18 protein-coding genes are annotated in these 21,265 nt (G+C 71.3%); 4 read left to right on the top strand and 14 right to left on the bottom strand.

Translation table 11 applies throughout. The features are described from left to right. Positions 1 to 281: 281 nt before the first annotated feature. The 12 genes from A6F73_RS19370 to A6F73_RS19315 all read right to left on the bottom strand — a co-directional run bounded on the left by A6F73_RS19370 (position 282) and on the right by A6F73_RS19315 (position 13,480). Entirely contained in the window at positions 282 to 1,175 is an 894-nt protein-coding gene (locus A6F73_RS19370; protein ID WP_063348963.1) for a glycosyltransferase, read from the bottom strand. Positions 1,176 to 1,613: 438 nt separating this feature from the next. After that, complete coding sequence (locus tag A6F73_RS19365; RefSeq protein ID WP_063348962.1) at positions 1,614 to 1,991, bottom strand: DUF2304 domain-containing protein; 378 nt, start codon at positions 1,989 to 1,991, stop codon at positions 1,614 to 1,616. Then, entirely contained in the window at positions 1,988 to 2,677 is a 690-nt protein-coding gene (locus tag A6F73_RS19360) for a glycosyltransferase family 2 protein (RefSeq protein ID WP_063348961.1), read from the bottom strand. The genes A6F73_RS19365 and A6F73_RS19360 overlap by 4 nt, the downstream gene beginning before the upstream one ends. 103 nt (positions 2,678 to 2,780) lie before the next feature. Then, the gene (locus A6F73_RS19355) at positions 2,781 to 4,115 is read right to left on the bottom strand and encodes a hypothetical protein (RefSeq protein WP_063348960.1); all 1,335 of its coding nucleotides are present in this window, start codon (positions 4,113 to 4,115) and stop codon (positions 2,781 to 2,783) included. 124 nt (positions 4,116 to 4,239) lie between these two features. Next, on the bottom strand, positions 4,240 to 6,306 hold the full coding sequence (locus A6F73_RS19350; RefSeq protein ID WP_159398494.1) for a hypothetical protein: 2,067 nt from the start codon (positions 6,304 to 6,306) through the stop codon (positions 4,240 to 4,242). Between the two features lie 182 nt (positions 6,307 to 6,488). Then, positions 6,489 to 6,920 carry a GtrA family protein gene (locus tag A6F73_RS19345; RefSeq protein ID WP_063348958.1) on the bottom strand — a complete coding sequence of 144 codons (432 nt, stop codon included), beginning with the start codon at positions 6,918 to 6,920 and terminating at the stop codon, positions 6,489 to 6,491. Next, the gene (locus A6F73_RS19340) at positions 6,917 to 7,906 is read right to left on the bottom strand and encodes a glycosyltransferase family 2 protein (RefSeq protein WP_063348957.1); all 990 of its coding nucleotides are present in this window, start codon (positions 7,904 to 7,906) and stop codon (positions 6,917 to 6,919) included. The genes A6F73_RS19345 and A6F73_RS19340 overlap by 4 nt, the downstream gene beginning before the upstream one ends. 175 nt (positions 7,907 to 8,081) lie before the next feature. Next, the gene (gene tuf / locus A6F73_RS19335; protein ID WP_063348956.1) at positions 8,082 to 9,275 is read right to left on the bottom strand and encodes an elongation factor Tu; all 1,194 of its coding nucleotides are present in this window, start codon (positions 9,273 to 9,275) and stop codon (positions 8,082 to 8,084) included. Between the two features lie 236 nt (positions 9,276 to 9,511). Beyond that, positions 9,512 to 11,617, bottom strand: a complete 2,106-nt coding sequence (fusA, locus tag A6F73_RS19330) for an elongation factor G (protein WP_063348955.1) — start codon at positions 11,615 to 11,617, stop codon at positions 9,512 to 9,514. A 39-nt stretch (positions 11,618 to 11,656) separates the two neighbouring features. After that, the gene (rpsG, locus tag A6F73_RS19325; RefSeq protein ID WP_030055803.1) at positions 11,657 to 12,127 is read right to left on the bottom strand and encodes a 30S ribosomal protein S7; all 471 of its coding nucleotides are present in this window, start codon (positions 12,125 to 12,127) and stop codon (positions 11,657 to 11,659) included. Positions 12,128 to 12,129: 2 nt separating this feature from the next. After that, positions 12,130 to 12,501: a 30S ribosomal protein S12 gene (gene rpsL / locus A6F73_RS19320; protein WP_014144289.1), complete on the bottom strand. Its 372-nt coding sequence runs from the start codon at positions 12,499 to 12,501 to the stop codon at positions 12,130 to 12,132. A gap of 421 nt (positions 12,502 to 12,922) precedes the next feature. Further along, positions 12,923 to 13,480: a DUF1707 and DUF4190 domain-containing protein gene (locus A6F73_RS19315; RefSeq protein ID WP_244293440.1), complete on the bottom strand. Its 558-nt coding sequence runs from the start codon at positions 13,478 to 13,480 to the stop codon at positions 12,923 to 12,925. A gap of 253 nt (positions 13,481 to 13,733) precedes the next feature. Here A6F73_RS19315 and A6F73_RS19310 point away from each other — a divergent pair, with 253 nt between their 5' ends. From A6F73_RS19310 to A6F73_RS19295, 4 genes are all read left to right on the top strand, one after another. After that, the gene (locus A6F73_RS19310) at positions 13,734 to 14,597 is read left to right on the top strand and encodes an ABC transporter ATP-binding protein (protein ID WP_063348953.1); all 864 of its coding nucleotides are present in this window, start codon (positions 13,734 to 13,736) and stop codon (positions 14,595 to 14,597) included. Then, positions 14,594 to 16,225 carry a hypothetical protein gene (locus A6F73_RS19305; protein ID WP_063348952.1) on the top strand — a complete coding sequence of 544 codons (1,632 nt, stop codon included), beginning with the start codon at positions 14,594 to 14,596 and terminating at the stop codon, positions 16,223 to 16,225. Before A6F73_RS19310 ends, A6F73_RS19305 begins: the two co-directional genes overlap by 4 nt. A gap of 102 nt (positions 16,226 to 16,327) precedes the next feature. Next, entirely contained in the window at positions 16,328 to 17,632 is a 1,305-nt protein-coding gene (locus A6F73_RS19300) for a DUF2786 domain-containing protein (RefSeq protein ID WP_079135821.1), read from the top strand. Between the two features lie 42 nt (positions 17,633 to 17,674). Beyond that, positions 17,675 to 18,787 carry an ADP-ribosylglycohydrolase family protein gene (locus A6F73_RS19295; protein WP_063348951.1) on the top strand — a complete coding sequence of 371 codons (1,113 nt, stop codon included), beginning with the start codon at positions 17,675 to 17,677 and terminating at the stop codon, positions 18,785 to 18,787. Positions 18,788 to 18,853: 66 nt separating this feature from the next. Here the strand turns inward: A6F73_RS19295 and A6F73_RS19290 are convergent, their stop codons facing one another. Both A6F73_RS19290 and A6F73_RS19285 read right to left on the bottom strand, forming a co-directional pair. Next, positions 18,854 to 20,020, bottom strand: coding sequence for a serpin family protein (locus tag A6F73_RS19290; RefSeq protein ID WP_063348950.1), 1,167 nt, complete (start codon positions 20,018 to 20,020; stop codon positions 18,854 to 18,856). 225 nt (positions 20,021 to 20,245) lie between these two features. Next, complete coding sequence (locus A6F73_RS19285; RefSeq protein WP_063348949.1) at positions 20,246 to 21,244, bottom strand: ADP-ribosylglycohydrolase family protein; 999 nt, start codon at positions 21,242 to 21,244, stop codon at positions 20,246 to 20,248. Positions 21,245 to 21,265 lie beyond the last annotated feature (21 nt).

Below are 21,265 nucleotides of genomic sequence, written 5' to 3'. Positions count from 1 at the left end.
AGTGGACCGGCGATCAGCGGCCATCATAGGGCGCTTACCAGAAGCCGCGGCCTCGGGCAAGAACCCCGTTCCGGCCGTGTCGGGGCTGGGGCGTGGTGGTTCAGCAGGATCCGCCCGGTCGGTCGTCGGTGCTCCCCATGAGCACCCCCTCACCCATCCAGAGCCCAGCGGCCGACCGAAGCGCTTACTCCCGCCCCGTCGAATTCGGCCGGGCACCTCGGGGGCGCCGTGACCCGGGGGCGTCCGGCCGGCTGCCGGCACCGCCCTCGGACCCGCTCCGGTCAGCTGCTGCGGACCGCGCGGCCGACCATGGCGCCGGCGTGGGAGAAGTCACCCGCGCCGAGCCGGCCGGCGGCGACCATCAGGGCGTGCAGGCGGGACGAGAGGTGCAGGTCGGCCGAGCGCGCAGCGTTGGTCCAGCCCTTGGCGCGCAGTTCCTTGGAGATCAGCGAGTAGTACCGCAGCTCCTCGTCGAAGCGCTTGCCGTCCTTGACCCGGTTCGAGGAGTCGCTGGCCTGGTGGCGCCGGTAGCGGAACACCTCGCGCTCGTCGACCAGCAGGTTGCCGCCCTCCATCAGCATGTCGACCATGAACGCCAGGTCGTGGATGGCGTCGATGTCCGGGCGGTACGGGATCTTCGACAGCGCGGACTGGCGGTAGGTGAGCGACGGCGTGTACAGCCAGTTGCCGGACAGCAGGCTCTTCACCGCGGCCTCGCCGCTGATCACCCCGGCCTTGCGGGCCGGCGCGCTGATCCGGCGCTTGACCTTGTCGCCGATGCCGAGCGAGGGCACCAGGGTCCCGTCGCTGTCCATCACCCGCACGCCCGGCTGGACGGCGATCGCGTTCGGGTCGGCCCGCAGGCGCTCCAGAACGACGTCCAGGTAGTCGGGCTCCAGCAGGTCGTCGGCGCCCATCATCGAGACGAACTCGCGCTCGGCCAGGGTGGAGGCCTTGTAGGTGTTGCCGTTGGGCCCCAGCCGCTCCGCGTTGCGGATGTACCGGATCCGCTCGTCGTTCAGGCTCTCGATGTACTGGGGCGCCCGGAAGCCCGGGTACTGGTCGTCCACGATGGTCAGCCGCCAGTCCTGCTGGTGCTGGGCCCGGATGCTGTCGATGGTGGCGAACAGGTACTCCGGATCGCCGTAGTACGGGATGACGAAATCGACGCTCATGACGGCGCCGCACCTCCTGGTCCTGGATCACGCTTCGGTGCCGCCCGGCCGCGGCCAGCGGGCGCCCCAAGTCAACCAGCTTTGCCGGGCCCGTGCGTCAGCCGGTCGGCCCACACCGGCTCCGGGGGGCGGAGATCGGGTGTACAGAGGCCGCCAATCGGAAATTCTGGCACAAGGAAATACGTCCGCCGGGCGGCCGGGGGATGAATGAACTCGGTAATGTCCGGATTTTCCGGAGCCCAAAAAGGCGGCACCTATTGGCGCCCCCTTCTTCCACAACGGATGAACGGGCGTCACCGTTCGGCTCGGTGGCCGACGGTCGACGGGATCGTTCGCCGGCCTCTCCGGCGGCGCGCTCGCCCGCACGCACGGCTGAGGGCCGGCACCCCGTCGGGGGTGCCGGCCCTCAGGCCTCGTGCCCTGTCGCGTGGAGCGCGATCAGTGGTCGGAGCCGACCGGAGCGTCGAGGCGGTCGTTGTTGTGACGGACGCCCTCGGTGATGGCGACCGTACGGGCCAGGTCGGTGAGCTTCTTCTCCAGCGACCGGAAGCGCAGGTAGGTGTTGAGCGTCAGGAAGCCCATGGCGATGACCATCAGGTAGAGCACCAGGTCCGTGCCACGGCCGACGCCCAGCGCGGTGGCCAGCTTGGTCACGCCGGCCGGCCACAGGATCGCGATGACGTTGGCGACGACGAAGAGCGAGAAGGCGATGCGCTTCCACGCCCGGGTGTTCGCGGCGTCCCAGCGCCGGACGAACAGGAGGGCCATGCCCACGGCGGCCAGGACGAGGATCAGCTGGATCCAGAGGTGATTCATCGGCGGTTACGCTCCCGCAGCGAGATGTCGAAGAGGATGTTCACGCCGTTGATCAGGGACTGGCCCTTGGCGCGCGAGTAGTCGGTGTAGAGGATGTCCACCGGCACCTCTGCCACCCGGAGGTCCGAGCCGGCGAGGAAGGAGACGATCTCCGAAGCGTGGGCCATGCCGTTCATGGTGATCCGGATGCGGCTGGCCGCCTCCCGGTTCATCACGCGCAGACCGTTGTGTGCGTCGGTGAGCTTGAGCTTGCGGGCGGTCGGGCTGACCGCGGCGGCGGTGCGGAGCACGACCCGCTTGATCCACGGCACCTGGCCGGTCTGCTCGATGAAGCGGGAGCCGAGCACGATGTCGGCCTCGTCCTGGCGCAGCAGCGCCACCATCTTCTCCACGTCGGCGGTCTGGTGCTGGCCGTCCGCGTCGAAGGTGGCGAAGTACTCGGCGCCCTCCTGCTCCAGCGCGTACTTCAGGCCGGTCTGCAGCGCTGCGCCCTGGCCCAGGTTGACCGGGTGCCGCACCAGGTGGGCGCCGGTCGTCATGACGTGCTTCGCCGTGTCGTCGGTGCAGCCGTCGTCGATCACCACGATGTTGGGGAAGGTCTTGCGTGCCCCCTCCACGACCTCGGCGATCACCTGGCCTTCGTTGTAGGCCGGGATCACCAGCCAGACGTTGTCATAGTCGGACACAGGGGCTCCATGCTTGGCGAACGGCACGGCGTCGCGTGCCTCGGTCTGTCTGTCGGTGGTGATCACGGGCGTCGTCGGCCAATCACAGTCCGGTCCCCCACCGTCACGAGGTCCGCAGCGGCTCGGCCGCGCTCCTGCTGTCCAGCCCGGAGCGCCCGGAGGCGGCAGGGCTGGAGGGGAACGCGCGGTACAGCGCCCACAGCATCAGGACGGCGCTGATCAGCGCGCCGGCCAGGTACGCGAGCTCGGCACGGAGACCGACGTCACCCGGGGAGAGGGCGACCGCAACCAATGCTACGGAACCGGCCGTCCAGCCCACCAGCTGTCGGCGGTGCTGGGCGCTCGACATCAGCGCCTGGCCGAAGACCGTCGCGAGGACGTAGCAGAGCGTGCCGAGGACGAGCCAGGTGAAGTCCAGCGGGTTGAGCAGGTCCTTGGCGTTGAAGAGCAGCGGGTTGAGCCAGGCGCCGAGCGCGATGACCGGCAGCCCGCCGCCGATGCACATGGCGGCGACGATCGCCGTGGTGCGGGTCAGCACCTTGCGGAACTCGGCGTGGTCGCCGGCCGCGGTGGCACCCGAGAGCGCGGAGACCATGGAGGCCTGGAGGGCGCTGTAGGCGAAGAGCGGCACGCGGGCCATCACCACGGCCTGGCCGAGGGCGAAGACCAGGGCGTCGGACGCCTCGGAGTGCTTCGGCGCGAGCAGGCGCACGCAGACGACGGTCGCGTTCACCACCAGCTGGCTGAGCATCACGGAGCCGATCAGCAGGCCGAGCCCGCTGGTGAGCTGGCGCCAGGACACCTCCGGCCCGGGGGCGCGGTCGGCGAGGATGCCGCGCAGGCCGATCAGCGAGGCGGCGACCGGGGCGACCACCAGGATCAGGCCGAAGGCCAGCGCCGAGTGCAGCCCGAGGACGGCGGTCAGCGCGGCCAGCCCGATGCGCAGGGCACCGTCGACGGCCAGCTGGGTGCCGTAGGGGCCGAACAGCCCGAGGCCGGCCAGCGCACCGCGGGAGACCGAGCTCACCGCGAGGCCCGCCATGCCGCCGGCGAGGGCCACCACGAGGGTCCGGTCGCCGCCGAACAGCTGGTCGGCGATCGGGCCGGCGGCGGCCGCCAGCACGGCGCAGGCCGCGGCCAGGATCGCCAGGGCGAGCAGCAGCATCCGCCGTACCGCGGGCAGTGCCCCCGCCCCGGACACCTTGCGGGTGGCGACCAGCCGCGTCAGCTCCAGTTCGACGGGCTGGAACAGGCCCCACCCGACGGACATCACGATCGTCCAGAGCATCGTCACCCTGGCTGCGCCGGCCGTGCCCAGGCTGTAGCCCACGAGCGCCATGTAGACGTACGCCGAGGCCCCGAGTACGACCGTCCCACCGACCACGAGCCGGGCCCCCGGGGGTAGCACCCCGAGCAGCTTGGCGATCGGGTTCTTCATCACATGATCACCGAATTAACCGGCCGACCTTGCCACACGTCTCCGCACGAGGCCGGCCCGGCCGTGCGATTGCTGTGAATAGTAGCGGGTAGCCGTGAACGTCCGATGACGGTGGGCCCCACCCTCAGACCCCCGGGAAGGTACGGGACCACGGCTCCGTCCACAGGTTCTGAGGATCGCTCAGCACCGTCACCGTGACACCCTGCGCCGCCAGGTCCCGCTTGATCCGGTCGCCCACGGAGCGGTCGGCGGTCAGGATGGTCGGCGGGACGGGCGCGGCCGGGAGCTTGTCGATGGCTCCCTTGAGGCGGCCCAGAGACTTCTGGTAGTCCTCCTCCTTCACCTGGGGGCCGCCGATGGACACCCAGTGGATGTCGTACAGCGCCGTCATGTCGCCCCCGCGCCGGTTCAGCAGCGAGGCGAGCCAGGTGGCCTTGAGGTTCTTGTAGTCGTCGTTGGCGAAGAGCGCGATCACCGGGCCCTTGCTCGATATGTCGAGCGCCTGCGCGCCCTTGGGGCCCATGTCCCCCTTGAACTCGCCGCGTCCCCAGGCCACCAGCGGGTTGCCGGACCAGGCGGACGGGTTGTCCTTGGTGGTCAGGAAGCCCCACTGCACGTTGGCGAAGAGGCTGAGCGCGGCGGCGACGGCGAGGCCGGATATCGCCAGCTCGCCGAGGCGGCTCGGCAGCGTGCGGCCCGTCCCCCGGTACGGGCTCTGCAGCATGGCCCCGACGGCGCCGAGGGATATCAGGCTGACCACGACGCCCACGGCCGTCATCTTGTGGAAGTAGTACGAGTACTTGCCGATGGTGTGCAGCTGGTAGGCGGCGAAGGCGCTGAGCAGCCCGCCGGTGCCGAGCAGGACCGCGAGGTGCGCCTGGCCGACGGCCGTCCGGCGGTTGCGCGGCATGACCGCGGCCAGCAGGCCGAGCAGCCCGCCGCCGATGAGTATGGAGCGGTCGGCCCCGACGCTCGGGCCGTTCATGTTCGAGGCACTGGCCACGTCGAGGTTGCCCAGCACGGACAGGACGCTCGGCAGCGCGGCCACGCCCAGCGCGCACGCCAGCGCGCCGGCGGTCCACCACCAGCGCCCGGCGAACTTGCGCCGGTGCGCCACCAGCGTGCCCAGCAGTGCCACGCTGACGAAGGCGCCGTAGATGTTGTACGCGTAGGTGACGGTGATCAGCCCGGCCGACGCGGCCAGCACGAACTCGGTGGTGCCCATCGCCGGCCGGATCATCACGGCCAGCGCGAGTGCTATCAGCAGCAGCCCGATGAAGGTCGAGTCGAAGCCGTGGACCATCAGGTCCATGTAGTTGCTCGCGAACATGATCGCGCCGACGGTCGCGCACACCGCCGCGCAGCGCCAGCCGCGCAGCCGCGGCCCGCCGATCCACCGGGCCGCCCAGACCAGTGCGGCGCAGAACAGCGCGTACCCCACCAGCAGGTACAGGAAGTACCGGTTCATGGTGTAGAGCATGTCGCCGGAGTCGGCGGCGGAGTGGACGAGGGTGTCCGTCCAGGCCAGCAGGAAGTGGGAGCCCTGCGGGTACGTCACCTCGGACGGCGGTATCAGGTAGGACCGGGCCGCCTCCTGGTGGAGGAAGTTGAAGCCGCCGACGTTCTGGATGCCGGAGAAGAAGGAGAAGTGCGCGAGCCGGTCCTCCGACGTGGCGAAGTAGGCGACCCGCTCGGCCGCCGACGTTCCCGCGATCGGGTGGAACAGGTAGTGCCAGACGCCGTAGCCGGTGCCCAGGACCAGCAGGTCGGACCAGCGGAAGCGCAACGGCAGGCGCGGGCCGCGGCGGGCGGCCCAGGCGGCGACCGTCACCACGCTGAACATCAGGCCGCTGGTGGCGACCGGCGAGAGGCCCCACGGCCAGAGCGAGAAGAGCAGGCCGAACGTCAGCACCGAACCGGCGAGCACCAGCCCGGCGACGAACAGCCGGTCGAGCAGCACGCCGCCGACCCGGAGCACGGCGGCTATGGAGAACAGCAGCAGCGGCAGCAGCAGGACGCCCAGGTCCAGCGCGACCAGCCCGGTCGGCACCAGCCAGGACAGGGCCAGCCCCCCGGCCAGGACGAGCGGATTGCGCCTGGACCGTCCACTGGTGATCGGCTCGGGCGGCGGCCCCGGCGGTGCGGTCGGACGTTGAAGCTCGCGCTCAGGCGAGGAATGTACGGTCGACACGGTGCCGTGCCCCTTCGGTCAAGTCCCTGCCGCCCGTCTCCCCGGCCGGGTGCGGACTTCCACTACCGTCAGCGGGCAGGCTACGAGCCACAGCATACCGAGGGGCCCGTCGGCACGACGGGCTGAGGGGGCCGGGTGGACGGTCCGCGAACGGCCGGTAACGGGCGCCGTCGAGCGCCGGTTCAGCCCCGGAAGACCCAGATCTTCAGCAGCACGAACCGGGCCACCGTGGCCAGGCCGTTGGCGGCGACCAGTCCGGCGACCTCCACCGGCCGGGAGGCGTTCGGCGCCACCTGGTCCAGCAGGGCGAGCACGCCCGCGCTGAGGCCGAGCCCGATCAGGAAGGCCACCGCGCCCTGCAACTGGTGCCGGACCATGCCCTGCGAGCCGGTGACCCCGAAGGTGAAGCGGCGGTTGGCCGCGGTGTTGGCCACCGCGCTGACGGCCAGCGCGATCAGGTTCGCCGCCTGCGGGTCGGTGAACCACCGCGCGGCGACGAACAGCGCCAGGTAGAAGACGGTGCTGAGCACGCCGATGACCAGGAAGGACGGCAGCTGGCGGCGGGTCGACGGGGCCGGCTCGGCGGGCTCCGCCGGTTCCTCGGTGACGGTCACCGGCCCGGGCCCCGCGCGTCGCCGTGCGCCGCGTCGTCCTGCGCCAGTTCGTCGTCGGCCGAGTCGTAGCCGACGAAGTAGGTCGGGCGGGCCTGCACCGCCGAGTAGATCCGGCCGACGTACTCCCCCAACAGTCCGACGCAGATCAGCTGCACAGCGCCGATGAAGAGCATGCCGATGAACAGCGAGGACCAGCCGGGCACGGTCGCACCGAGCGCGTACGAGAGAGTGGTGTAGACCGCGAGGGCCAGGCAGACCACGAAGCTCACCAGGCCCAGCCAGGTGGCCAGCCGCAGCGGGGCGGCGGAGAAGTTGGTCACGCTGTCCAGTGCGAGCCGGACCATCTTGGACAGCGGGTAGTGGGTGCCGCCGGCCACCCGCTCCTCCCGGACGTACACCACCTCGCCGCTGGGGAAGCCGAGCCACGGCACCAGCAGCCGGTAGACCGGCTGGTGCTCGGGCAGCTGCTTGAGGGCCTCCACGGCCGCACGGCTGAGCAGGCGGAAGTCGCCGGCCTGGTTGGGCATCCGCTTGCCGACCAGCTTGCGCATCAGCCAGTAGTAGGCGCCGGCCGTCCGGCGCTTGAAGGCGGTGTCGGTGGCGCGGTCCCCGCGCACGCCGTAGACGACGTCGAAGCCCTGCTCGCGGGCCAGGTCGAGCATCTCCGGGATCTTCTCCGGCGGGTCCTGGAGGTCGGCGTCGATGCTCACCACGTAGTCGCCGCGCGCCCGGTGGATGCCGGCGGTGAGCGCGGCCTGGTGTCCCGAGTTGCGGGCGAAGCGGACGATGCGGAACTCCGGCCAGTCCTGCCGGACCTTCTGCAGGACGACGGGGGTGGCGTCCGTACTGCCGTCGTCGACGCCCACGACCTCGTAGTCGACCCCGAGCCCGTCCAGGATCGGCCGCAGCCGCTCGACGGTCAGCGGGAGCGCCTCCTGCTCGTTGTAGATCGGCATCACGACCGACAACAGTGGTGCCGTTGGCATGCGTTGGATCCCACTTTCCGCGACGGCGGGCTGGACGGTCGCCCGACAATAACAGTCGGCCATGAGCAGGCTGTGAGAGCGGGTGAAGGCCTGATGAAGGCCGAAGGGCTCCGCACACCTGGGTGTGCGGAGCCCTTCGGTTCGCCTGTGCGGGACAGACAGGTCAGAACATCAATTACTTGATGATCTTGGTGACCTGGCCGGCGCCCACGGTGCGGCCACCCTCACGGATGGCGAACTTCAGGCCCTCCTCCATGGCGATCGGCTGGATCAGCGCGACCGTCATGGCGGTGTTGTCGCCCGGCATGACCATCTCGGTGCCCTCGGGGAGGGTCACGACGCCGGTCACGTCCGTGGTACGGAAGTAGAACTGCGGGCGGTAGTTGTTGAAGAACGGGGTGTGACGGCCACCCTCGTCCTTCGACAGGATGTAGGACTGGGCCTCGAAGTCGGTGTGCGGCGTGACCGAACCCGGCTTGATGATGACCTGGCCGCGCTCGACGTCCTCGCGCTTGATGCCACGGAGGAGCAGACCGACGTTCTCACCGGCCTGGCCCTCGTCGAGCAGCTTGCGGAACATCTCGATGCCGGTGACCGTGGTGGTGGTCTTGGTCTCCTTGATGCCGATGATGTCGACAGTCTCGTTGACCTTGAGGATGCCACGCTCGATACGACCGGTGACGACGGTGCCACGACCGGTGATCGTGAAGACGTCCTCGATCGGCATCAGGAACGGCTGGTCCACGGCGCGGGCCGGGGTCGGGATGGCCTCGTCCACGGCGGCCATGAGGCCGAGGAGCTTCTCGCCCCACTCCTTGTCGCCCTCCAGCGCCTTCAGCGCGGAGACGCGGACGACCGGCAGGTCGTCACCCGGGAACTCGTACTCCGAGAGGAGCTCGCGGACCTCGAGCTCGACGAGCTCCAGGATCTCCTCGTCGTCCACCATGTCGGCCTTGTTCAGGGCGACGACGATGTAGGGGACGCCGACCTGGCGGGCCAGGAGGACGTGCTCCTTGGTCTGCGGCATCGGGCCGTCGGTGGCGGCGACGACGAGGATCGCACCGTCCATCTGGGCCGCACCGGTGATCATGTTCTTGATGTAGTCCGCGTGACCCGGGCAGTCGACGTGGGCGTAGTGACGCGCCTCGGTCTGGTACTCGACGTGCGCGATCGAGATGGTGATACCGCGCTGCCGCTCCTCCGGCGCCTTGTCGATCTGGTCGAACGGCGTGAAGGGGTTGATCTCCGGGTGAGCGTCGTGCAGCACCTTGGTGATGGCCGCGGTAAGGGTCGTCTTACCGTGGTCAATGTGACCAATGGTGCCGATGTTGACGTGGGGCTTCGTCCGCTCGAACTTCGCCTTCGCCACTGCAGTCCTCCTGAGGACAGTTCTGTACGCCGTGCTGACGTCAGTTGGTCTTTGATCGGGTTTGGGCCCGAGGTGCCGGAAGCACCTCGCACCGTCCCGCGGGGTGGGGGCCGGAGGCCCCCCGGGAGAATCCGACCGGATTCTCCCGGGACGCCTCCTAATAGCCTAAGGGTTCACAATCGTCCCGAAATATCGGGACGGCCGCGGCCTCGTAGGGAACCGGCTGGAGCCGGTCCTTACTCGCCCTTGGCCTTGGCGATGATCTCCTCCGCCACGGCCTTCGGAACCTCGGCGTACGAGTCGAACTGCATCGAGTAGCTCGCGCGACCAGAGGTCTTGCTGCGCAGATCACCGACGTAGCCGAACATCTCGGAGAGCGGCACCAGCGCCGTGACGACGCGGGCACCGTGACGCTCGTCCATGGACCGGATCTGGCCACGGCGAGAGTTGATGTCACCGATCACGTCGCCCATGTAGTCCTCGGGCGTGGTGACCTCGACGGCCATCATCGGCTCGAGGAGGACCGGCTTGGCCTTCCGCGCGCCTTCCTTGAACGCCATCGAACCGGCGATCTTGAACGCGAGCTCGGACGAGTCGACGTCGTGCGCCTGGCCGTCGAGCAGCTTCACGCGGACACCCTGCAGCGGGTAGCCGGCGAGGATGCCGAACTCCATGGCCTCCTGGCAACCGGCGTCGACCGACGGGATGTACTCCCGCGGCACGCGGCCACCGGTGACCTGGTTGACGAACTCGTAGCCCTCGGCCTGCTCGAGCGGCTCGATCGCGATCTGCACCTTGGCGAACTGACCGGAACCACCGGTCTGCTTCTTGTGGGTGTAGTCGATGCGCTCGACGGCCTGACGGATCGTCTCGCGGTACGCGACCTGCGGCTTGCCGACGTTGGCCTCGACCTTGAACTCACGCTTCATACGGTCGACCAGCACCTCAAGGTGCAGCTCGCCCATACCCGCGATGATGGTCTGGCCGGTCTCCTCGTCCGTGTTGACCTGGAAGGACGGGTCCTCCTCGGCGAGACGCTGGATGGCAACACCCAGCTTCTCCTGGTCACCCTTGGACTTGGGCTCGATCGCGACGCGGATGACCGGGGCCGGGAAGTCCATGGACTCCAGGATGACCGGGGCCTTCTCGTCGGACAGCGTCTCACCGGTGGTGGTCTGCTTCAGGCCCATGACGGCGACGATGTCGCCGGCGCCCACCGACTCGATCTCCTCACGCTTGTTCGCGTGCATGCGGTAGATCTTGCCGATGCGCTCCTTCTTGCCCTTCACGGCGTTCAGCACCGAGGTGCCGGACTCCAGGCGGCCGGAGTAGATCCGGACGAAGGTGAGCTTGCCCAGGTGCGGGTCGGACATGATCTTGAACGCCAGCGCGGCCAGGGGCTCGTCGTCCGAGGCCTTGCGGGTGATCTTGGTCTCCGGGTCGTTGGGCTTGGTGCCCTCAACCGACTCGATGTCCAGCGGCGACGGGAGGTACTTGACGACCGCGTCGAGCAGGGGCTGAACGCCCTTGTTCTTGAACGCGGTACCGCAGAAGATCGGCGTGAAGGCCGACTCCAGGGTGCCCTTGCGGATCGCCTCGTACAGCAGCTCCTCGGGGACGTCCTCGCCCTCCATGGCGAGCATCATCACGTCATCGCTGACGTTCGACACCTCGTCCAGGAGCATCTCGCGGTACTCGTTCGCCTGCTCCTGCAGCTCGGCCGGGATGTCGACGATGTCGTACATCTCGCCCTTGGCGGCCTCGGCGGACCAGACCAGCGCCTTCATGCGGACAAGGTCGACAACGCCCTTGAAGTCCGCCTCGGCACCGATCGGGAGCTGCATGACCAGCGGGGTCGCGCCGAGGCGGTCCACGATGGTCTTGACACAGAAGAAGAAGTTCGCGCCCGTGCGGTCCAGCTTGTTGATGAAGCAGATGCGCGGGACGCCGTAGCGGTCAGCCTGCCGCCACACGGTCTCGGACTGGGGCTCGACACCGGCGACACCGTCGAACACCGTCACGGCACCGTCGAGGACGCGCAGCGAACGCTCCACCTCTACGGTGAAGTCGACGTGACCCGGGGTGTCGATGATGTTGATGGTGTTGTCGACGTCGTCGACCGTCCAGTGACAGGTCGTCGCGGCCGACGTGATCGTGATGCCGCGCTCCTGCTCCTGCTCCATCCAGTCCATGGTGGCAGCGCCATCGTGGACCTCACCGATCTTGTACGAGACGCCGGTGTAGAACAGGATCCGCTCGGTGGTGGTGGTCTTGCCCGCGTCGATGTGCGCCATGATCCCGATGTTGCGGACCCTGGCGAGGTCAAGGGAGGTTGCAGCCATGGTGGCTCGTTCTCTCTCTGTCTAGTGACGGGGTAGGGACTACCAGCGGTAGTGCGCGAAGGCCTTGTTGGACTCGGCCATCTTGTGGGTGTCCTCGCGACGCTTCACGGAAGCGCCCAGGCCGTTGCTGGCGTCGAGGATCTCGTTCATCAGGCGCTCGGTCATGGTCTTCTCGCGACGGGCGCGGGAGTAACCGACCATCCAGCGCAGCGCCAGGGTGCTGGCGCGGCCCGGACGGACCTCGACCGGAACCTGGTAGGTCGCGCCACCGACACGGCGGGACTTGACCTCGAGGGCCGGCTTGACGTTCTCCAGCGCGCGCTTCAGCGTCACGACCGGGTCCGAGCCGGTCTTCTCACGGACGCCCTCAAGGGCGCCGTAGACGATCCGCTCGGCGGTGGAGCGCTTGCCGTGCAGCAGGATCTTGTTGACCAGCTGGGTGACGACCGGGGAGCCGTAAACCGGGTCGATGATGACCGGGCGCTTCGGGGCGGGGCCCTTACGAGGCATTCTTACTTCTCCTTCTTGGCGCCGTAGCGGCTGCGAGCCTGCTTGCGGTTCTTGACACCCTGGGTGTCAAGCGAACCGCGGATGATCTTGTAGCGGACACCAGGAAGGTCCTTCACACGACCACCGCGCACCAGCACGATGGAGTGCTCCTGCAGATTGTGGCCCTCGCCCGGGATGTAAGCGGTGACCTCGATCCCGCTGGTGAGGCGCACACGGGCGACCTTGCGGAGAGCCGAGTTCGGCTTCTTCGGGGTGGTCGTGTACACACGCGTGCAGACCCCACGACGCTGCGGGGAACCCTTCAGCGCGGGAGTCTTGTTCTTCTCGACCTTGTCCTGCCGGCCCTTTCGGACCAGCTGCTGGATCGTAGGCACCGTTTCTCCGTTTTCTGTGTGCCAAGGCTTGGTAAAACTAACCTGCGGTGATCCCCCGCACACGGCCCCGTGGTCGACCCACGCGGTCGGGTGTGTTGGGCTTATTCCGACACGGAATCCCATGAGCTGATGTACAGCGACGGCGCTCAACGCGCGGGGCGCTGGAAGGCGCTCCGGCTCGGCGCGGCGACCGGTGTGCATGCACGCACAAGGACCCGGGGACACCCCAGGCACAAGGTCAGAGCGTACCTAGCGCATCGGGCGCGGTCAAAACAAATGCAACGCCGCAGGTCGCGACCTTCGGCCGGATGTCCCAGGAGTGTCCCGGACGCGACCACCCGGTGTCGGACCGCCCTCCACCCGCTCTACCACAGCCCGCCGACCGCCGCCACCGGGGCGGGACGCGCCCGGGGCGACCCGCTCAGACCGGCACCTGCAGCACCACCAGGAGCAGCAGCGTCCAGAGCGCGCAGCCCGCGTAGCCGAAGAGCAGGCCGAGGGTGGAGACCCAGTCGCCGGCCCGGTCGTGGCGGCTCAGCTGGGCCTTCGCGACGTGCCCGACGACCACCGCGGGCAGCGAGAGGCCGGTCAGACCGAAGACCAGTGAGGTGACCGCCAGCCCGTTGGTGGAGCGAACCGGCGGCGGAGGCGGCGGGAGGAAGGTCGCCGGGACGGGCGGGGCGGCGAAGGCCATCGGCGCCGGCATCGGGCCGGAGGGCAGGTCGGACACCAGCCCGGCCAGCTGGCCGTAGGTCTGCGCGACGGAGGCCTGCTCGTGGCGCTGCTCGTACTCCTCGGCGGAGAGCCGGCCCTCGGCGAACGCGGCCTTCAGCACGTCGATCGTCCGGTCCCGGTCCGCGTACCCGGCACGCATCCCCGCGTGGAACCCGGGCTGCGGTACGGGCTGGGGCTGCCAGCCCCCGGCCGGGCGGCGATCCGGCTCGCCGGGGTCCGAGGCTCCCCACGGTTGAACGGCCATCCGCACCTCCCGGCACCCGGCGCGGCCCCGCGCCCCTCGCTGTCCCTCACTGCCCCTCATAGTGCAGGACGAACGGCGCAGCTGAGTAGTTGCCAATTCCAGCCCGGCACCCGCCGTAACGCGCCGTCCGGACGGCGCGCCTCACCCGTTCGGCCCACTCGCTCAGGGGATCCTCAACTCGGGAGACAGCCCGTTTCCGCAGTGACAGGCTGAGTCCGAGACACCCATCCGCCAGCGAACAGAGAAGGCCGCCATGCAGGCGTCAGCGCCGCCGCCGTCCGACCACCCCGCACCCGTTCCCCCCTCCGCCGTCAGCATCCAGGGGCTGTGGAAGCACTTCGGCGGCCAGGCCGCCGTCGCCGGACTCAGCCTGGAGCTGCCGGCCGGCTCCTTCATCGGCCTGGTCGGCCCGAACGGCGCCGGCAAGACCACCACGCTGTCCATGGCCACCGGCCTGCTCCGGCCCGACCAGGGCACCGTCCTCATCCACGGCGGCGACGTCTGGGCCGACCCGGTCGCGGTCAAGGCCCGGATCGGCATCCTGCCCGAGGGGCTGCGGATGTTCGAGCGGCTCAGCGGCCGCGAACTGCTGCAGTACAACGGGCGGCTGCGCGGCCTGCCCGGCGCCGAGGTGGACCGCCGCGCCGAGGAGCTGCTGGCCGTCCTGGACCTCGCCCGCGACGCCGACAAGCTGGTCGCCGACTACTCCACCGGCATGCGCAAGAAGATCGGCCTGGCCGCCGCGCTGCTGCACAACCCCGACGTGCTGTTCCTCGACGAGCCCTTCGAGGGCGTCGACCCGGTCTCCGCGCAGACCATCCGCGGCGTGCTCAAGCGGTACGCGGCGGCCGGATCCACGGTGGTCTTCTCCAGCCACGTGATGGAACTGGTCGAACAGCTCTGCGACTGGGTCGCCGTGGTCAACGCCGGCCGGGTGATCGCCCACGGCCCGCTGGACACCGTGCGCGGCGGGCGCAGCCTCCACGAGGCCTTCCTCGGCCTGATCGGCGTCCGCGAGGACGACGGCCAGGCGCTCGGTTGGCTCGGCGGCGGAGCGGCCGGGAACGCGCCGGCCGGCGGCGGGCAGGCCGGCGCGCAGCTCGGGGGCGGGCAGTGAGCACCGCCCCCGCAGCCGCCCGCACCCCGGTGCCCGACGGGCGGACGGTGGTCCGCGCCCTGGTGGCGCTCAAGCTGCGGCTGCTGCGCAACGGCCTGCGGCGCAGCCCCGGCCGGACCGCCGTGTACGTCATCGGCGGCGTCCTCGGCCTGGCCTTCGCGGCCGGCATCGCCTTCGCCCTCGCCATGATGAACGGGCGCTTCGACGGCTCCGGGGACGCCGGGGTGATGCTGCTCGGCGTGCTCACCCTCGGCTGGGCGGCGCTGCCGCTGTTCCTCTTCTCCAGCGACGAGAGCGCCGACCCGACCCGGCTCACCATGCTCCCGCTGCGGCCCGGACCGCTGCTGCGCGGCTCGCTGCTGGCCGCGCTGATCGGGCCCGGCCCGCTGGTCAGCCTGGTGCTGGTGACCGGCGCGGCGCTGTCCGGCGCCAACGGCGGGGCCTCGGCCGCGGCCGCGCTGGTCGGCGTCCCGCTGGCCGTGCTCTGCCTGGTCACGCTCTCCCGGGCGGTCGCCGCCGGCAACGCCCGGATGCTCTCCAGCCGGCGCGGCAAGGACTTCGCGATCTTCGGCGGACTGCTGTTCGCCCTGCTCGTGCAGGCCGCCAACGTCGGCTCGCAGAGCGTCTTCGGCCGGCCCGGGGACCACCTCGACCTCAGCCCGCTGGCGCCGATCGCCTCCGTGCTGCGCTGGCTGCCGCCGGTCGGCGCGGCCGACGCGGCCCGCACCGCCGGCGAGGGACGGTACGGGCTGGCGCTGTTCCAGCTCGCCGCGGCCGCGGCGCTGCTCGCCCTGCTGCTGCGCTGGTGGCGCGGCAGCCTCCAGGAGCTGATGGTCACCGCCGACTCCTCCACCCTGGAGGTGGCCCGCGGCGTGCAGAGCTCGCGCGGCTGGAGCTTCCTGCCCGAGGGCCGGGCCGGGGCGGTGATGCAGCGCCACCTCCGGTACGCCTGGCGGGAGCCGCGGGCCAAGGCCGCGGTGTTCACCAGCATCGGCATGACGCTGGTGATCTGCGTGCTGTCGATGGTCCAGGGCTGGTCGAGCGTCTACCTGCTGGCGATGACCGGGATGTTCCTCGGGCTGCAGATGCTCAACCTGTTCGGCATGGACGGCTCGGCGTTCTGGATGGTCGCCGCCACCCTGCTCACCCCGGCCGACGCCCGGGACGAGCTGCGCGGCCGGGCCTACGCGGTGCTGTCGTACGCCATCCCGGTGACGCTGGTGCTCGGGCCCGTGCTGGCCGCCGCCACCGGCGACTGGGCCGGCCTGCCGTCCGCACTCGGCCTCGCGCTCGCCCTGCTCGGCTGCGGCGTCGCGCTCGGCGCGACGCTCAGCGTGCTCGCGCCGTACACCATGCCGGCCGACAGCAACCCGATGCGCAACGCCGCCCCCGGGCAGGGCGGCCTGGTGCTGGTCAACCAGTTCGGCTCGCTGTTCGGTGTGGCGTTGCTCTCCCTGCCGGTGAGCGGCTACCTCGGCTGGGCGCTGCTCTCCGCCGGCCCGACCTGGCCGGTCCTGGTGGTCGGCCCGCTCTACGGCGCCCTGATCGCCGCCCTCGGCATCCGTTTCGCGGCCGGGCGGCTGCTGGAGCGCGCCCCGGAGATCCTGGCCAAGGCCGTCGAGCGCTGAGTCGCCTGCGTCACCCCGGAGCACCCGGTCCCGTCGAAGGGGCCGGGCGCTCCGGCATCATGGGCGGGAGGGCCGGGCCGTCGAGGAGAGCAGGGACACACCGTGGGCAAGCGCGCGCAGCAGGACGGGGACGGGGGCGCCGGCCCACTGCTGGAGCAGGCGGTGCGATCGGTGCTGACGGCCCCGGACGAAACGCTGGACCTCGCCCTCGACACCGGGGCGTCGCTGCTCGCCGCCTCGGCCGGGCAGTGGCCGGCGGTCAGCCGGGCGCTGCTGGGGTACGCGGACACCGCCGTCGGCCGCTGCTGGTCCGCCGGGTGGCGCCCGGCCGACCTGGCCCGGGTGGTCCGGCGCGGGCTGAAGCCCGTCCACCTGGCCCTCGCGGTGGACCTGATCGCCGCCGAGGGCCGTCGGCACCCCGCGGCCGCCCTCGACCGGCGCTGGCACGAGCAGCTGCGCGAGCTGGAGGCCGAGGTCTGGTGGCCCGGCGACGAGCAGTACCTCGGCGCCTTCGCCGACCGGCACCGGCTGGACCGCTTCGCGCTCGCCACCGCCGCCCTGGAGCTGCTGCGGACCTGGGGCCGGCTGCCGCCGATCTCCCCGGTCGGCCCCGCGCCCGGCCGGCGGCCGCAGACCGAGCGCACCACGGGCCCGCAGGCCGAACGCACCACGGGCCCGCTGACCGGCGAGCCGCGGATGCTGGCCCGGATCCGGGCGCTGCTGGCCAAGGCCGAGTCCACCGAGTACCCGGAGGAGGCCGAGGCGCTCACCACCAAGGCCCAGCAGCTGATGGCCCAGCACAGCATCGACGACGCGCTGCTGGCCGCCACCGGCGACGACCGGAACACCCCGGCGGCGCTGCGGATCGGCGTGGACAACCCGTACGAGAGCCCCAAGACGATGCTGCTGGACGCCGTCGCGGCGGCCAACCGGTGCCGGGCGGTGTGGGCCAAGGAGTTCGGCTTCTGCACCGTCGTCGGCTTCGACGGCGACCTGGACGGCGTCGAACTGCTCTACACCTCGCTGCTGGTGCAGGCCACCCACGCGCTCAACAAGGCCGGCTCCCGCCGGGACTCGCGCAGCAAGGCGTTCCGGCACTCCTTCCTGGTCGCGTACGCGGCGCGGATCCGCGAGCGGCTGACCGCCGCCACCGAGCGCGCGACCAGCGCCGCCGCGGCCGGCCGGCACCTGCGCGAGGACGGCACCGAGGAGCAGCTGCTGCCCGACGAGCGGCTGCTGCCCGCGCTCGCAGCCCGCTCCGAGGCGGTGGACGACGAGGTCGGCCGGCTGTTCCCCAAGCTGGTCTCGCAGCGGGTCCGGGTGAGCGACGGAGTGGGCTGGGCGGCCGGGCGCGCCGCCGCCGACCGCGCCGCGCTGCACGGGCGCGCCGGGCAGATCCGCCGGTAGACCTGATAGAACGTATCCCGCCATGAACCAAGGGGGATCGACGTGACGGAGTCGGCGGCCGAATCGGGATACCGCGACCGGGTGCGCGGGGCGCTGCTCGGCGGGGCCGTCGGCGATGCGCTGGGCTGGCCGGTGGAGTTCCAGCAGCTCCACCAGATCCAGCAGCGGTACGGGCCGGACGGCGTGACCGGGCTGCCGGCCGGCGCCGGGCCGGTCGAAGTCACCGACGACACCCAGATGACCCTGTTCACCGCCGAGGGCCTGATCCGCGCGTTCGTCCGCGGCTGGACGGGCGGCGGCGGCTCGGTGCCGGAGGCCGTCCACGCCGCCTACCGGCGCTGGCTGCTGACCCAGCGCCAGGACTCGCCGGACACCGCGCCGCAGCCCCGCCCGTACGACGGCTGGCTGCTGACCAGGCCCTTCCTGTACGCGTCGCGGGCGCCCGGCAACGCCTGCATGAGCGGGGTGGCCGAGCACCCGGAGTTCGAGTCGCCGTCCGTGATCGGGCAGCCGGGGCCGATCAACCCGGAGTCCAAGGGCTGCGGCACGGTGATGCGCTCGGCACCGTTCGGGCTGGCCCGGCTGGGCGTCGAGCTGTCCTTCGGGCTGGCCGTGCAGTGCGCCCAGCTCACCCACGGGCACCCGACCGGCTACCTCTCGGCAGGCGCCTTCGCGGCGCTGGTCGAGCGGCTCGCCAACGGGACCGAGCCGTGGGCGGCGGTCGGCGAGACCGTGGAGCAGATCCGCGAGCTGCCGGGGTCCAAGGAGACGGTGCAGGCGCTGGCCCGGGCCGTCCGGGTGGCCCAGGAGTCGCAGCCGACGGCGGAGTCCGTGGAGCGGGTCGGCCTCGGCTGGATCGCCGAGGAGTGCCTGGCCATCGCGGTGTACTCGCTGCTGGCGACCACCCTCGAACCCGACCCGGTACGCAGCGCGCTGCTGCTGTCGGTGAACCACTCCGGGGACAGCGACTCCACCGGCGCGGTCTGCGGCAACCTGGTCGGCGCCGCGTACGGCGCCTCGGCGCTGCCCGCCGAGTGGGCGGGGGCGGTCGAGGGCCGGGCAGAACTGCTGCGGGTCGCGGATGACCTGCTGGTGCTGTTCGGCAGCCGCGACCCGGCCCACCCGGCGCTCGGCGGGCGCTACCCGGCCTGGTGACGCCCGGTCCTCCTCCGGCGGCTTCGCCTGCTTCGTCCGCTTCGCCTGCTTCGTCTGCGGGTCGGCTCAGGAGGCCTGCGGGTCGGTGACCTGGCCGAGGAACAGCGGCCGCCCGTCGGCGGTGTCGCGGATCAGGAACAGGAACGGCCGGTCGATGTGCAGTTGGACGGACTCCGGCGCGGCCGGCGCCGCCATCGCCGCCACCCCGGCGCCGCTGCCGGCCGCCGCGACCGTACCGTCCTCGTTCACCTCGACGGTGGCCTTCTGCACCACCGCGCCCAGGACGAGCGGCTCCTTGGCGGTGATGCCGGTGAAGTCGGGCGCGTCGAAGGCCGCCTTGACGCCGAGTGAGCGCAGGGCGGGGACGAGGTCGTTGGCCGTGTCGAAGTGGAACCGCGGCAGGGTCAGGTCGACGGACCGCTCGCCGAGCCCGCCGAGGATCCGGTCGAGCTGGGCCTGGTCCAGGCCCTTGCTGAAGGCCGCGTACCCGCCCTGCGCGGGGACGATCAGATCCATCGCCAACCCACCTCCCACGTAAGGGAGTTCGACGGCCTGCCAGGGTTCGCCGACGATGCCGCCGGAGCCCTCGGCGTACCGGAGGGTGCCGGTGCGGCTCATCGTGCTCACCGACGGGGTGGAGCCGTCCAGCCGGTGGAAGGGGCGCTCGGAGGTGTTCGCGGGCTTGAACCCGGAGGCCCACGCCGCCTTCAGGTAGAGCGCGTCGGTGAGCGCCAGCCGGGTGTCGGCGGTGATCTGCCGCGGGCCGAAGAGCTCCTTGATCCGCCCCTCGGTGGCCTTCTCCACCGCCGCGTTGATGCTCCCGCGGGCGCCGGCCGGGTCCCTGGCGAAGTCGACGGGGTGCACGCCGGTGTCGAAGGCGGCGGCGAGCGTGTCCAGGTAATCCGGGGCGACGGCCAGGCCCTGCTGCGTCCACAGGGCGTCGGAGCGGCGCAGGACGACCTGGTCGCCGCCGGCCCGGCTCCCGCTGTCCGGCGCGCCGACGGCGAGGGCGTACTGCCGCGGGTCGAGCCCGGTGTGCAGGGCCTTGGCCAGCTCCTCGGCGGTGGCGCCGCGCGCCCCCGGCAGCAGCATCCCGAGCACGCTCGCCAGCCCGGCCGGCGAGACCACGACGTTGCGCCCCGCCCCGTCCGGCGTCGCGGTCAGCGCGTGCAGCAGGTCCAGCCCGAAGGCGCTGGTCCCGGCCGCCACCGCCGCCACCTGCCCCGGATCCACCGCCGCCCGGCTCCCCGACGCCGAGGCCCGCACCACCACGGGCCCCCCGCCCACCGCACTCCCGCACCCGGCCAGCGCCGGACCGGCCGCCAACCCGGCGGCGAGAAGCAGCCCCACCCGACGGCGGGAACGGCCATGCCCTGCGGTGCTGCGCTTCGTCATGGCCCTTCGACGCACCACCCCCGAACCCGGTTCCCCCCGGGCCCGGAACACAGGTTGTGGAGCTCAGTCCCAGAGCGCCCCGAGCGCGAGCAGCTCGTCCCGGTACTCGATCCGCTCCACCCACTCCTGCGGCCAGACCGACTCCCCGTGATGGGCCCCGGCGAAGGCGCCGGTCAGACAGGCCAGGGAGTCCGAGTCGCCGCTGGAGTAGGCGGCCCGGCGGACGGCGGACACCGGGTCGTCCGGCAGCAGCAGAAAGCAGAGCAGGCCGGTGGCGAAGGCCTCCTCGGCGACCCAGCCCTCACCGGTGGCCAGACACGGGTCCGCTTCGACGTCGGGCGCGGCGAGCGCGGCGTCCAACTGGTCGAGCACGGCCAGGCAGTCGTCCCAGCCGCGGGCGATGACGTCCTGCGGCGAGCGGCCGTACCAGCGCGCGGAGAGGTCGCCGAGCCAGAACTCGTCGTACCGCTCGCGGCTCGCCAGCACGTACGCCCGCAGCACCGCGGGCAGGCCGGCCGGCGGAACGCCCTCGGCGAGCTTGCGGATGGCGTACGCGGTGAGGTCACTGGCGGCGAGTGCGGTCGGGTGCCCGTGGGTGAGCGCGGACTGCAGCTGCGCGGCGCCCGCGAGCTGGCGGGCGTCGAGTTCGCGGATCAGTCCGACCGGAGCGACCCGCATGTTGGCGCCGCAGCCCTTGGAACCGACGTCGCTCGCCTGCTGCCAGCGGTACTCGGGGCGGCTCAGCCGCTCGCAGGCGCGCAGGCAGGTCATGCCGGGAGCACGGTTGTTCTGCGGGGAGCGCCACCAGTCGACGAACTCCTCGCGAACGGGCCGCTCCAGCCGTAGCGGGGTGAGCGGCCCGCGCTCCAGGGCAATGCGCAGACCACGGCCGAGGGCGAGGGTCATCTGGGTGTCGTCGGTGACCAGCGCCCTTGGGGGCAGCGGAAGTTGCCGCCAGTCCGGGTGGTCGTCGGCAATCATCTCTACCGTCTTGAACTCGGTCACCCGGCCGATCGCATCCCCGATCGCCAGCCCCAGCAGTGACCCCGTCGCCTTGCCCACAGCTCTCCCCCGTTCCTCGAA

The sequence above is a fragment of the Streptomyces sp. MJM8645 genome (assembly GCF_001625365.1).
Classification (GTDB): Bacteria; Actinomycetota; Actinomycetes; order Streptomycetales; family Streptomycetaceae; genus Kitasatospora.
The sequence above is the reverse complement of the archived record's forward strand: the minus strand, read 5'-3'. Positions and strand labels throughout refer to the sequence as shown.